Origin of the sequence: Rhodococcus sp. IEGM 1354 (assembly GCF_030056855.1) — a bacterium.
Lineage (GTDB): Bacteria > Actinomycetota > Actinomycetes > Mycobacteriales > Mycobacteriaceae > Rhodococcoides.
On sequence record NZ_JASHKT010000018.1, the window covers coordinates 37521 to 49450 of the forward strand.

Here is an 11930-nt window from a genome sequence, read left to right on the forward strand (position 1 = left end):
TCAGTCCATGTTCGGAATGACGAAGTGATTCTGCGCAGCTGCTTCCTTGGTGCCCGACGGCCAACGCTGAGTGACGGTCTTCGTCTTGGTGTAGAAGCGGATGGAATCCGGTCCGTGCTGATTGAGATCGCCGAATCCCGAACGCTTCCAACCACCGAACGTGTGGTACGCGATCGGCACCGGAATCGGCACGTTGACTCCCACCATGCCCACCTGGACGCGGGAGCAGAAGTCGCGAGCGGTGTCGCCGTCGCGGGTGAAGATCGAGACGCCATTGCCGTACTCGTGTTCGGACGGCAGACGCAGTGCGTCCTCGTAGTCCTTCGCGCGCACGACGATCAGCACCGGTCCGAAGATCTCTTCCTTGTAGATGCGCATGTCGGTGGTCACCTTGTCGAACAGCGTTGCGCCGGCGAAGAATCCGCCCTCGTGGCCCTCGAGACTGAATCCGCGTCCATCGACCACCAACTCGGCACCCTCGTCCACACCGATCTGGGTGTAATCGTTGACGCGCTTCAACGCATCGCTACCGACGAGCGGGCCGAAGTCCGCGTTCTCGTCGTCGGAGCGGCCGATCTTCAGTTTCGCCACTCGCTCGGTCAGTTTGGCGACCAACGCGTCAGCGGTCTCCTCACCGACCGGAACCGCGACGGAAATCGCCATGCACCGCTCGCCGGCCGAACCGTAGGCAGCTCCGAGCAGAGCGTCGGCAACCTCGTCGAGGTCGGCATCGGGCATCACCAGAGCGTGGTTCTTGGCCCCTCCGAAGCACTGTGCGCGCTTACCGTGCTGCGCCGCCGTCTCGTAGATGTACTGCGCGATCGGCGTCGATCCGACGAAGCCGATCGCCTTGACGCGATCGTCGGTGAGCAGCACGTCGACGGCATCCTTGCCGCCGTTGACGACGTTGAACACGCCCGGCGGCAGACCTGCCTCGAGGAACAGCTCGGCGAGCTTGAGGGGCACGGACGGATCCCGCTCGGACGGCTTGAGAATGAAGGCGTTACCGCAGGCAATGGCCGGGCCGGCCTTCCACAGCGGAATCATGGCTGGGAAGTTGAACGGGGTGATGCCGGCAACGACACCGAGCGGCTGACGCATCGAGTAGACGTCGATGCCACCGCCCGCACCCTCGGTGTACTCGCCCTTGAGCAGATGCGGAACACCGACGGCGAACTCGACGACCTCGACGCCACGCTGGATGTCGCCCTTGGCGTCGGCGATGGTCTTGCCGTGCTCCGACGAGAGCAGCCGCGCGAGCTCTTCGGTGTCGCGGGTGACGAGCGCGAGGAACTTCATCAGCACCCGAGCGCGCCGCTGCGGGTTCCACTTCGCCCACTCACGCTGCGCCTGCTCGGCGTCGGCGATGGCGGCCTCGACCTCGGATACGTCGGCCAGGGGCACCCGGGCCTGCACCTCACCGGTATTGGGATCGAACACATCCCCGAACTGTCCGGAGGTGCCGGCGACATGCTTGCCGCCGATGAAGTGCGTGAGTTCGCGAGCCATGGGTGTCCGTCCTCGAGCGTGGAATTAAGTACGCTCATCCTATAGTCGGATGTCCATGTAAGTCCAGGAGCGGTCACATTCGGTCGTAGAACGCGCGCAGATCGGCGCAGGCCCGGCTGACTTCCGCCTCCGTCGAACCGTCGGCGCGAAAGATTCTGCGCAGGATCAGCGGATCGAGATCGTCCGTCGCCGGAGCGAACGACACTTTCGGAAGTTCGGGGAACGCCGCACGATCGCCGAACCAGTCGTCCGGGTCGAACTCCTCGTCGCTGTCGCCGACCCCCTCGATCAACTGATCCAGATCGACACCGCGCAGTGTCAGGATCGTCCCCGCGGACGCGTCGATGTGCTCGGCGGCGATGTACATCAGCGCTGCTGCGTGTTTGCACGGCCACCCGTCGTCGGGGCACGAACAGTCGAAATCCAGTTGCCCCTTGTCGTGGGGAAGCAGCACCGACGCCAGCGCCTGAGGAATCGCGTTGGACGCGAGTTCCGCCAGCATGCCGGGGTTGGATCGCACTCGGCCGACGAGCCCGGCCACCTCGCCTTCGGTGAGCGGCTCCACGCTGACCGACGCCGAGAACGGCTCGAGCTGACTGCCCTGCACCTCACCGTAGATCTGCCCGCGTTCGACGCCGAGAGTGAGCACCTGCCCCTGGCGGGCATAGGTTCGGCCCCGTGCGATCCGGCCCGGGTCGGCCAGATCTTCCATCGCGGCGACGAAGTGCCTGCCCCACCACGTCTGCCCGAAGGCACCCCGCTTGTTACGAGACTCGATGCCGCCCTTGGCTTGTCGACGCTTGCCGTACTGCGAGAAGTCGGCCATCACTCCCCCACCGCGTCTTCGCTGAGACGAAACAGTTCCTGCAGTTCCGCAGTGTCCATCTCGGTCACCCAGCTCTCACCGGTGCCCACCGCCAGATCCGCCAGATCCTGCTTCGACACCAGCATCGAATCGATGCGTTCCTCCACGGTGCCCACACACAGCAGCTTGCGCACCATCACATTCTTGCGCTGGCCGATACGGAAAGCGCGGTCGGTCGCCTGGTTCTCCACCGCCGGATTCCACCAACGATCCAGGTGCACAACATGATTGGCGGCAGTGAGATTGAGCCCGGTACCGCCGGCCTTGAGCGAGAGCATCATGATCGGCGGACCGTCGTCGCTCTGGAACTTCTCGACCATCTCATCGCGCTTGCCCTTGCTCACGCCGCCGTGCAGGAACGGCACCTGAACTCCGAAACGCTCGGCGAAATACGGTGCCACGAGCTCACCGAACTCTCGAAACTGCGTGAACAACAACGCCTTCTCGTTGTCACCGAGAACGGAATCGAGCATGTCCTCCACCAATCCGATCTTTCCGGAACGGTGCTGACCTCGCTTGAGTACCGCCGAACCGTCGGACAGGAAATGCGCGGGATGGTTGCACACCTGTTTGAGGCGGGTGAGGGCCGAGAGCACCGCACCCTTGCGTTTCATGCCCTTCGCGTCGGCGATCTGCGCCATCATCTCGTCGACGACCGCCTTGTACAACGCCGCCTGCTCGGCAGTGAGGTTGGCGCGCACGGTCATTTCGTTCTTCTCCGGCAGATCCGAGATGACCGTGGGATCGGTCTTGACGCGACGCAGAATGAAGGGAGATGTGATGGCACGCAGCCGCGAGACGGCGTTCTCGTCGTTCTCCCGCTCGATCGGCACCGAGAACCGCTTCCTGAAGTCCGACGGACGTCCCAGCATGCCCGGGTTCGCGAAATCCAGAATGGACCTCAGCTCGTCCAGCCGGTTCTCCACCGGCGTCCCGGTGAGCGCCAGTTTGTGATCGGCCGGAATCGCCAGCGCCGCCTTTGCCTGCACGGTGCCTGCATTCTTGATGTGCTGCGCCTCGTCGAGAACCACGCGACGCCACGTCTGTGCGGCCAACTGCGCGCGGTCCTTGGCCATCAATGCGTACGTGGTGACGATCAGGTCGTGCTCCGCGATCGCTCGATCGAGCTCCTCGTCGCGTAACCGCGTCGGACCGTGGTGCACCAGAACACGCAGTGCAGGAGTGAATTTCGCGGCCTCACGTTGCCAGTTACCGACTACCGACATCGGGGCCACCAACAGCGTCGGAGTCGCACTGTTCTCGTGAGCGAGCAGCGTGAGCACCTGCAGTGTCTTGCCCAGGCCCATGTCGTCGGCGAGCACGGCACCGAGACCGAGCCGGCTCATGAACGCGAGCCAGTCGAGACCGCGTTGCTGGTAGGGCCGCAGAGTCGCACGGACACCGTCGGGCACCGGGATGGTTTCCGGAACCGCCCCGGGTTCGAGCAATGTTGCCGCCCAGCCGGTGGCTCGGATGTCCTGGACCGGAGCCGGAGGCGGATCGGCCAACGTCATCTCACGCATCAGCGTGCTGAGCGCAGTCCCGTCACCGTGATGCTCGGCGACGTACTTCGCGGCCCGCGCCAGCTGTCCCCCGTCCGCGAGCACCCATTGCCCGCGCAGCCGGACGAGGTCGCCCTTCGAGACGGCAAGCCGGTTCATCTCCGCCTCGGTGAGCACCATGTCGCCCAGCTGCAGTTGCCAGTCGTACGACACCAGCTCGTCCATACCGACGGCACGATCGGCCGCAGCTTTGGTCACCGCGGGTGACTCGACCCGCAATCGCATCGACGGATCCAACCTGGTCCACGCCCTCGGCAGCAGGACCGTCGTGCCGGTGGCCTGCAGCGCAGTGGCACCGTGTTCGACGAGGTCGATAACCACCGACGTGGGCAACAACAGGTCGAGGGTGCCCTCCTGGGTGGGCAGATCACGCAGCCTCGGGTAGGCAGCCACGGCCTCGCCGAGTTTGCGCACTGCCGTCGAAAGCAAGGTCGCGTCGACCTTGCGGCTCATCGGGACCGGACGCGGCGCCTCCCCGTCCGCGCGCAGGCACACCTGCAGTGTCCAGAACGACTCGACGGCATCGTCCTGGGCACCATCGGCAGCACCCGTCTCGTCGTCCGGTTCGAGCAGGCGCAGCACGAGCGCCGGTTCGTCGACGGTGAGGCTGGCGCGCCAATTGTCGAACAGCGTCGAGATCTTCTGCGTCCCATCGAGATACGGATCGTCACGCACGAGGGCCGACAGCAACGGATGCTCGGAGTCGGGCTTGCCGAGCACCGATCTGACGATCGGGTCGGTGAGCTCCTCGACCATGTCGTCCAGAAGCTTCTTCGGCCGTTCGTTCGCCCGCTGCACCGACGGCATCGCAACAGCGAGCTCGCTGAGCCATGCGCGTTGACGCTCGCCGCCGACCAGCCGCCAACGCGGCCACCACTGGCCGTCCATCAATTTCAGTGCCGGCACCACTCGTCCGGCCCGGACCCATCGTTCGATGCCCTGGGCGACGTGGCCCAGGAACCGGAGGTCGCCGGAGATCAGCGGGTGGGTCGACGGGGTGCGGAGCAACAGGTCGGCCGCATCGTGCGGAGCCAGCGCGATCGCCGGCAGTTCGACCGGATCCCGAGGGGTGGCGCGTCGAGTGGAGTCGGGAAACGTCACGCGGGCGCGATGCCGGAACGTGCGGGTGAGCACGTGCGAGTGTGTCGCCGGTAGGTCGGGTTCGTCTCCGGTGTTGATCTCGTCGTCCCAGAGCAGCAATCCGGCACCGGGAGACCAGAGACCGTGCAGCATCGGTCCATCCAACCAGCACGCACCGACATACCCGGCGCCGATGTGTCATCGATGGGGCACCGATGTGTCATCGATGAGGCACAGTGGTCCCATGATCGCGTACGGCTTCGACGAATACGGCGGCCCCGACACCGAGACATTTCTGGACCTCCCCGTGACGGAACCGGGATCGGGGCAGCTTCTCGTGGCGGTACATGCCGCGGGGGTGAATCCCGCAGATTGGAAGGTGCGGGCGGGTAATCGCAAGGACACCGTGCAGATCACTTTGCCTGCGGTGCTGGGGCGGGAGGTGTCGGGCACTGTTGTGGGCGTCGGCTCGGGAGTGGACGGGTTCTCGGTCGGTGACGAGGTCTTCGGGGCGACGGCGTCGGGTCACGGCGGCTATGCGCAGGACACGCTGCTCAACGCGGCCGGTACGGCACACAAGCCCGAGCCCGTGTCCTGGTCGGTCGCGGCGACACTGCCGGTGGCGGCCGGGACCGCCTTCGACGCACTGCGTGGGTTGGCGCTGACTGCAGGCGACACGGTTCTCGTTCTCGGCGCAGGCGGCGGTGTGGGTTCGTCGGTTCTGCAGCTGGCGCGTGCCGACGGTATCGACGTTCTCGGGGTGGCGAGCTCGGGCAAGCGGGAGTGGATCGAGAGCCTCGGTGCGGAGTTCGTCGAGTCCGGACCCGAGTACGTCGATTCGATATCGCGGCCGGTGCACGGAATCGTCGATCTGGTCGGCGGCGACACTCTTCGCACGGCCGCTGTGAAGACCGGCGCTCCGATCGTCAGCGTGGCCGACCCGGTGCTCGCCGCCAGGTGGGGTGGGTCTGGAGCAGTGCGCGAGCGCACCACTGCAGCGTTCACCCGATTGGCCGATCTGGTCGTGACGGGCGTCCTTCGCCCACGCATCGATCACACGTTTCCACTCGACCGCGCAGGCGAGGCTCTTGCGCTCGTGGAGAACGGGCACGCACTCGGCAAGGTCGTCATCGAGGTCCGCTGACACCCGACCGTGTCGGGCGGTGTCGGTACCGTCCGGCACACTGCTGTCGCGAGGTACGAGAGTCGGCAAGATCGAAGTTTCACGATGGGGCGTGTGTGAAGAAGCTGTGGGTAGCGGCGGCGTTGGTGATCGCCGCGATCGTCATGGCGACGTTCGATTCCTGTGACCGGTCCGACATACCAGGATTGGCTCCCCCACCCCCGGCTCCGGGCAGCCCCACCCGCGCCCAGATCGAAACGCTGTTGGATCGCGTGGCCGTCGTCGCCGCACGACCCGATCCCCGTGGGTACGAGCGCGGATGCAAGAGCGGTGAAGGGTGCGTGTTCGGACCGGCGTGGACGGACGACTACGACGGACCGGGCGGGCACGACGGGTGTGGAACCCGCGACAACGTGCTGGCACTGTCGATGACCGAAGTCGAGTTCAAGGCCGGCACCCGAGACTGCGTGGTGCTCTCGGGCTCCTTGGACGACCCCTACTCCGGTGAACGGTTGCAGTTCACCAAGTCCGACGCCGGCAAGATTCAGATCGATCACGTCTATCCGTTGTCTGCCGCCTGGGACATGGGTGCCGACGGCTGGGCAGCGGACAAGCGCATTCGTTTCGCGAACGACATCGCGTTCAATCTGCTGGCGGTCAACGGGCCGGACAACCAGAGCAAGAGCGACAAGACGCCGTCGCAGTGGATGCCGCCGAACGCGGCGTACCACTGTTTCTACGCGGGTAAATACCTGTCGGTGGCGGCCCAGTACGAGCTGCCGATCACCGAGGCCGACCGCCGCGCCCTTGCTGCGGTGGCCCCCAGCTGCTGATCCAGCGGCGCGAACGCGGGCGGTAAAGTCTGGCCAATGGCAACGACGTCGTCGCGCAGCTTTCTCGACCGTGACACCCAGCTCTGCATGTCTCTGTCGGGAAGGCCGAGCAATATCGGAACCCGCTTCCACAACTACCTGTACGACGAACTGGGATTGAATTTCGTCTACAAGGCGTTCACCACCACCGATCTCGCGGCCGCGGTCGGTGGAGTCCGTGCACTCGGTATCAGGGGATGCGCGGTCTCCATGCCGTTCAAGGAGGACGTGATCGAGCTGGTCGACGTCATGCACGAATCTGCAAGCGCGATCGCATCGGTCAACACCATCGTCAACGAGGCGGGCGTGCTGCACGCCTACAACACCGATTACCAGGCTGTGGCCGATCTGCTCGCGTCCAGCGAGTTCTCGACCGATTATTCGGTGGCCGTGACCGGCAGCGGCGGTATGGCCAAGGCAGTGGTTGCCGCACTGCGAGATTCGGGTTTCACCCGCGGCACCGTGGTTGCCCGCAACACGTCGACCGGTCCGGCTCTCGCCGAGGCGTACGGATACGACTGGTCGGCCGAGTCCGTCGCAGCCGACTTGCTGGTGAACGTCACCCCGGTGGGAATGGCGGGCGGACCGGCTGCCGACTCGACTCCCTTCACCGAGTCGCAGATCCACGCGGCGCAGGCAGTGTTCGACGTGGTCGCGATGCCGTCGGAGACGCCGCTGATCACCGCGGCGCGTTCGGCGAACAAATCGGTGATCACCGGCGCTCAGGTCATTGCCTTGCAGGCAGCAGAACAGTTCGTTCTCTACACCGGAGTTCGCCCGTCCGACGATCAGATCTCGCGGGCGTCGGAATTCTCCCGTCGCTGACTCAGAGGCGTTGCCACGCGGGCTTGTTCGCGTAGGCGTGGCGGTAGTAGTCCGCGAGAGCGAGGGACGCAGCAGCTGCCTCGTCCACCAGTACCGTCACGTGTGGATGCCACTGAATCGCGGACGCAGGACAGCGTGCCGACAACGGCCCCTCGACGGCCGCGGCCACCGCGTCTTTCTTGGACTCTCCGGTAGCGATGAGCACGAGATGACGCGCCTCGTCGATGGTGCCGAGGCCTTGAGTGAGCACGTGGTGCGGCACGTCCTCCGACGAGGGGAAGAAACGCGCATTGTCGACCCGAGTCTGTTCGGTGAGCGTCTTGACCCGGGTTCTCGACCGTAGTGACGATCCGGGCTCGTTGAAGCCGATGTGCCCGTCGGTGCCGATGCCGAGAATCTGCACATCGATACCACCGGCCTCCGCGATCGCGGCGTCGTATCGTCGCGCTTCGGCAGCGATGTCGACGGCTTCACCGTCCGGCGAGAACACCGCGGAATCGTTCAGATCGACGAGATCCACGAAATTCTCGCGAATGAACGAGAAATACGACTGCTCAGCAGTTCTGGGAAGCCCTATGTACTCGTCGAGCAGAAACGCCCGACACCCAGCGAAGAACAGCCCTTCCTCGCGATGTCGGCGGGCCAGCTCGCGATACGTGCCGACGGGACTCGACCCGGTCGCCAACCCGAGGACGGGGCCCGATCCCGGGACCGAGTCGGTTCGCACGACGCGCTCGACGATGTCGGCCGCGGTTCGGTCCACGTCGGCGGCTGTGGGGAGTACGACGATCTCCATCTAACTTTCCTCCTCGATCGCGCGTCCGCCTCGAATGACCTGCACCGGCTCGAAGGATGCGTCGACGACCAACACGTCCGCTCTCGATCCGGCTACGAGAGAACCGGTTTCGGCTCCGATCCCGATCAGTGCTGCCGGGGTGGTTGCCCCGGCACGCACTGCGTCGAGCAACGACACACCGGCGTCGAGCACTGCGCGGCGTACCAGGTCGAGCACACTCGACGTGCCGCCCGCGATCGGGGCCGCCTCGGGATCGTTCTCCCGCGACAGGCGGGCGACCGAACGGTGTACGGTGACATCCAGCGGCCCGAGCCGGTAGCGGCCGTCGGCCATTCCCGCCGCGGCCATCGCGTCGGACACCAAAGCGATGTTCCCACCGCCGACGAGATCGAACACCGCTCGCACGGTCTCGTCGGCGAGATGCACTCCATCGCCGATCAATTCGAGCACCATCGACCCTCGCGCCGCGGCGGCCAAGCACTCGCTGACCGGTCCCGGCGACCGATGGTGCCAGGTGGGCATCCCGTTGAACAGGTGGGTGGCACCGATGGCACCCTCGCCGAGGGCGTCGATTGCGCTTCGAGTGGTGAGCGCGTCGGCGTCGGTGTGCCCGATGCTGGGCACGATACCGTTCTCTCGCAACATTTTTGCGACGGCCGTGAAGCCGTCGATCTCGGGCGCGAGTGTCATCGACCGTACCGCTCCTCGCCCGGCGTCGATGATGTCTGCCAGCAGACCGGTGTCGCCGCCACGGAGTGACGCGGGGTCCTGCGCTCCGCAGCGGGCAACCGACAGGAACGGCCCTTCGAGGTGAACCCCGGCGATGTCCCCCGACTCGTACAGATCGGCAAGCATCGACGTCTGCTCGACCAGTCGCCGCGGGGACGCCGACACCAGCGATGCGAGCATCGTGGTGGTGCCGCGGCCGCGGTGGTGCCGTACCGCGGTCATCAGATCGGCACGGGCAGAATCCGGGAACGACGCCCCGCCGCCGCCGTGGCAGTGCACGTCGACCAGCCCCGGCAGGATGGTCGAGTTCGATTGCGGTGGGGCCTCGTCGGGCCACGCCGACACCGGACCCACCCAGGAGATTCGATCGCCGGCCAACGCCACGACGGCATCCTCGATGACCGCGTCGGGTGTGACGACCCGCCCCCGGAGCGTCGTCGTGATGGATTCGCTCATGCCCGGTCGGGTTCGAGCACCGCGTCGTCCTCGCGGCCGGGGGTGCGCAGGTTCCACTTCTTGATGACGAAGCTGAACAGGAAGTAGTAGATCACCGCATACACCAGGCCGATAGGAATGAGAAGCCATGCCTTCGTGGCGATTCCGTAGTTCAACAGATAGTCGATACCGCCGGCAGAGAAGAAGAAGCCGTCATGGATTCCCAGGGCATTGGTCAGTGCCATGGAGGTTCCGGTCAGCACGGCGTGGATGATGTAGAGCGGCCAGGCGACGAACATGAACGAGTACTCGAGCGGTTCGGTGATGCCGGTGACGAACGCAGTCAGACCGGTGGACAACATGATTCCGCCGACGATCTTCTTCTGCGACGGCTTGGCGTTGCGATAGATCGCGAATGCAGCGGCAGGCAGAGCGAACATCATGATGGGGAAGAAGCCGGTCATGAAGACTCCCGCGGACGGATCTCCCGCGAAGAATCGGTTGAGATCGCCACGCACCAATTGACCACTCGCGTCCTGATAATCGCCGACGAGGAACCAGACGACCGAATTGAGAATGTGGTGCAGCCCCGTCGGAATCAGCATGCGATTGGCGAAACCGTAGATTCCGCTACCCACCACACTGTGATCGGCAACGGTGTTTCCGACCCAGTTCAGTGCGCTGTAGAAGAGCGGATAGACGAACGACATGACGACGGCGACGACGAGGCCGGTGACAGCGGTCAGGATGGGAACCAGACGTCGTCCGCTGAAGAAGCCGAGGTAATCCGGCAGTTTCTGGCGGTAGAACCGCTGCCACAGAATGGCGGAGAGCAGGCCGATGACGATGCCGGCCAACACGCCGTAGTCGATCACGGCCGGATCGCCGTTCGCGTCGACTTTGCCTTCCAGTACCACCGGTGACATCGCGGTGAAGACACCGTTCATCACCATGTAGCCGACGACGGCGGCGAGGGCGGTCGAGCCGTCCGACTTCTTGGCCCAGCCGATGGCGATGCCCACGGCAAATATCAAGGGCAACCAGGTGAAGACCGCCTGTCCTGCAGCTGAGATGACGGCCGCCGCGGTGCCCAGAGCACTGAATCTGCCGAGGAGGTCGTCCTGGCCCAGCCGCAACAGAATTCCCGCTGCGGGAAGAACCGCGATGGGCAGCATGAGACTGCGCCCGAATCGCTGCAACCCGGCGAGAGATCTGGATTCCTTCTTCGGTTCGGCTTCGGCCGAGTCCGTCTTCTTCAGGGTCATGGCGACCTTCTCTTCGAGGCTGGTCCGGCAAGGGAGTTCTACTGTTGTGACCGGATGACATCAGGGGTACTGTCCGGTCATTACCAGTTGTAGTTTGGCCAGGTGACGACCTCATGTCAACCCGGAGATGTGACCTCGCCGACACCACTGCACACGAGAAGGAAGCGGGAACAGAACATGGCCAAGGCGGACGCGATCGTGAAGGGCCTCGGCGGTGCCGACAACATCGTAGAGATCGAAGCGTGCATCACCCGGCTCCGTACCGAGGTCAAGGACGGGTCGCTGGTGGACGAGGCTGCGCTCAAGGCAGCCGGTGCGCACGGAGTGTTCCACAAGGGGACAGCCGTGCAGGTCATCGTCGGCCCGGAGGCCGACACCCTCGCCGAGGACATCGGCGACATTCTGTGAGCGGGACCTCGACGATCTCCAGTCCTGTTGCCGGTCAGGTCATCTCGCTCGCCGACGTCCCCGACCCGGTCTTCTCTTCGCAGATGGTGGGCTCCGGGGTCGCCGTGCGCCCGGCGGCCGGTAGCGGGCCCGTCGAGGTGCGGTCTCCGATAGCCGGCAAGATCCTCAAACTCCACCCACATGCGTTCGTCGTGTTCACCGACGACAAGGCGGGAGTGCTGGTGCACATCGGCATCGACACCGTGAAGATGAAAGGCGAGGGTTTCGAACTCGTTGCAGCAGAGGGCGATCGGGTCCAGTCCGGCGATCTCGTGATCACCTACGACCCTGCGGCGATCGCGGAGGCCGGATACTCCGGCGTGATTCCCGTGGTCCTGATGGACTCCGAGCCCGATGCCGTCACGAGCGCGGCCGTCGGAACCTCGGTGGCACAGGGTGACTCGCTGTTCGCGTTGCCCTGA

At 65.1% G+C, this 11930-nt stretch carries 11 protein-coding genes; 5 read left to right on the forward strand and 6 right to left on the reverse strand.

Annotated elements, in window-relative coordinates; genetic code table 11:
• The 3 genes from QM588_RS24370 to QM588_RS24380 all read right to left on the reverse strand — a co-directional run bounded on the left by QM588_RS24370 (position 1) and on the right by QM588_RS24380 (position 5169).
• The gene (locus QM588_RS24370; protein WP_032365569.1) at positions 1 to 1509 is read right to left on the reverse strand and encodes a CoA-acylating methylmalonate-semialdehyde dehydrogenase; all 1509 of its coding nucleotides are present in this window, start codon (positions 1507 to 1509) and stop codon (positions 1 to 3) included.
• Positions 1510 to 1582: 73 nt separating this feature from the next.
• Positions 1583 to 2335 (reverse strand): SWIM zinc finger family protein, encoded by a 753-nt coding sequence (locus QM588_RS24375; RefSeq protein WP_094643557.1) that lies wholly within the window; start codon positions 2333 to 2335, stop codon positions 1583 to 1585.
• Positions 2335 to 5169, reverse strand: coding sequence for a DEAD/DEAH box helicase (locus QM588_RS24380; protein WP_283317178.1), 2835 nt, complete (start codon positions 5167 to 5169; stop codon positions 2335 to 2337). The genes QM588_RS24375 and QM588_RS24380 overlap by 1 nt, the downstream gene beginning before the upstream one ends.
• Positions 5170 to 5260: 91 nt before the next feature.
• Between QM588_RS24380 and QM588_RS24385 the strand changes: the two genes are divergently transcribed.
• The 3 genes from QM588_RS24385 (at position 5261) to QM588_RS24395 (ending at position 7836) form a co-directional block, all read left to right on the forward strand.
• Positions 5261 to 6160 carry an NADP-dependent oxidoreductase gene (locus QM588_RS24385; protein WP_283317180.1) on the forward strand — a complete coding sequence of 300 codons (900 nt, stop codon included), beginning with the start codon at positions 5261 to 5263 and terminating at the stop codon, positions 6158 to 6160.
• A 143-nt stretch (positions 6161 to 6303) separates the two neighbouring features.
• The gene (locus tag QM588_RS24390) at positions 6304 to 6972 is read left to right on the forward strand and encodes an HNH endonuclease family protein (protein ID WP_283317215.1); all 669 of its coding nucleotides are present in this window, start codon (positions 6304 to 6306) and stop codon (positions 6970 to 6972) included.
• Between the two features lie 36 nt (positions 6973 to 7008).
• Positions 7009 to 7836, forward strand: coding sequence for a shikimate 5-dehydrogenase (locus tag QM588_RS24395; RefSeq protein WP_206497833.1), 828 nt, complete (start codon positions 7009 to 7011; stop codon positions 7834 to 7836).
• Position 7837: 1 nt separating this feature from the next.
• Here QM588_RS24395 and nagB read toward each other — a convergent pair whose 3' ends face one another.
• The 3 genes from nagB to QM588_RS24410 are packed head-to-tail and all read right to left on the reverse strand — an operon-like array spanning position 7838 to position 11061.
• Complete coding sequence (gene nagB / locus QM588_RS24400) at positions 7838 to 8632, reverse strand: glucosamine-6-phosphate deaminase (protein WP_206497832.1); 795 nt, start codon at positions 8630 to 8632, stop codon at positions 7838 to 7840.
• Complete coding sequence (locus tag QM588_RS24405; RefSeq protein ID WP_283317182.1) at positions 8633 to 9817, reverse strand: N-acetylglucosamine-6-phosphate deacetylase; 1185 nt, start codon at positions 9815 to 9817, stop codon at positions 8633 to 8635.
• Positions 9814 to 11061, reverse strand: a complete 1248-nt coding sequence (locus tag QM588_RS24410; protein WP_032365561.1) for a PTS transporter subunit EIIC — start codon at positions 11059 to 11061, stop codon at positions 9814 to 9816. The genes QM588_RS24405 and QM588_RS24410 overlap by 4 nt, the downstream gene beginning before the upstream one ends.
• Positions 11062 to 11238: 177 nt before the next feature.
• On the opposite strand from QM588_RS24410, the gene QM588_RS24415 reads away from it, so the two are divergent.
• Entirely contained in the window at positions 11239 to 11469 is a 231-nt protein-coding gene (locus QM588_RS24415) for a glucose PTS transporter subunit EIIB (protein WP_027497937.1), read from the forward strand.
• A complete protein-coding gene (locus QM588_RS24420) occupies positions 11466 to 11930 on the forward strand; it encodes a PTS sugar transporter subunit IIA (RefSeq protein ID WP_283317183.1) in 465 nt (154 codons plus the stop codon). Before QM588_RS24415 ends, QM588_RS24420 begins: the two co-directional genes overlap by 4 nt.